We start from the raw sequence: 296 nt of genomic DNA, 5'->3' as shown, positions 1-296 counted from the left end.
ACCATTTGTTTCAGCAAACGGTCAGGCTGTCGTGGGCTTTACAGCGGTATTCTTTACCGCTGCGCACCAGCGTTTCGCCGTGTGCCCGGAGAAACTTTTCCAGATCCACCGCATTGGCTTTGTCGATCTGGGCTTGGGTGTAGGTCATGTTGCTCCCTCCTTAAAGCTCCTGTGTGTGATTCTTCTGCTCAGCTTTCTTCTTGAATTGCGCTGCCTTGGCTTCTTCCAGCTTTTTCAGCTCCGATTCCTTCTCCGGGGTCTTGCCGCCCGGTGCAGAAAGCTGCTGCTTATTCAGC

The 296-nt window shown here is 53.4% G+C and carries 1 protein-coding gene; it reads right to left on the bottom strand.

The window, feature by feature from the left end; translation table 11 throughout:
- Positions 1–10: 10 nt before the first annotated feature.
- The gene (locus P0G09_RS19390; protein ID WP_275253491.1) at positions 11–148 is read right to left on the bottom strand and encodes a hypothetical protein; all 138 of its coding nucleotides are present in this window, start codon (positions 146–148) and stop codon (positions 11–13) included.
- Positions 149–296 lie beyond the last annotated feature (148 nt).

This window comes from Faecalibacterium sp. DFI.5.82 (assembly GCF_029076575.1).
GTDB classification, from domain to species: Bacteria; Bacillota; Clostridia; order Oscillospirales; family Ruminococcaceae; genus Faecalibacterium; species Faecalibacterium duncaniae.
Note: the sequence above shows the minus strand (reverse complement) of the source record. Positions and strands in the feature narration are given on the sequence as shown.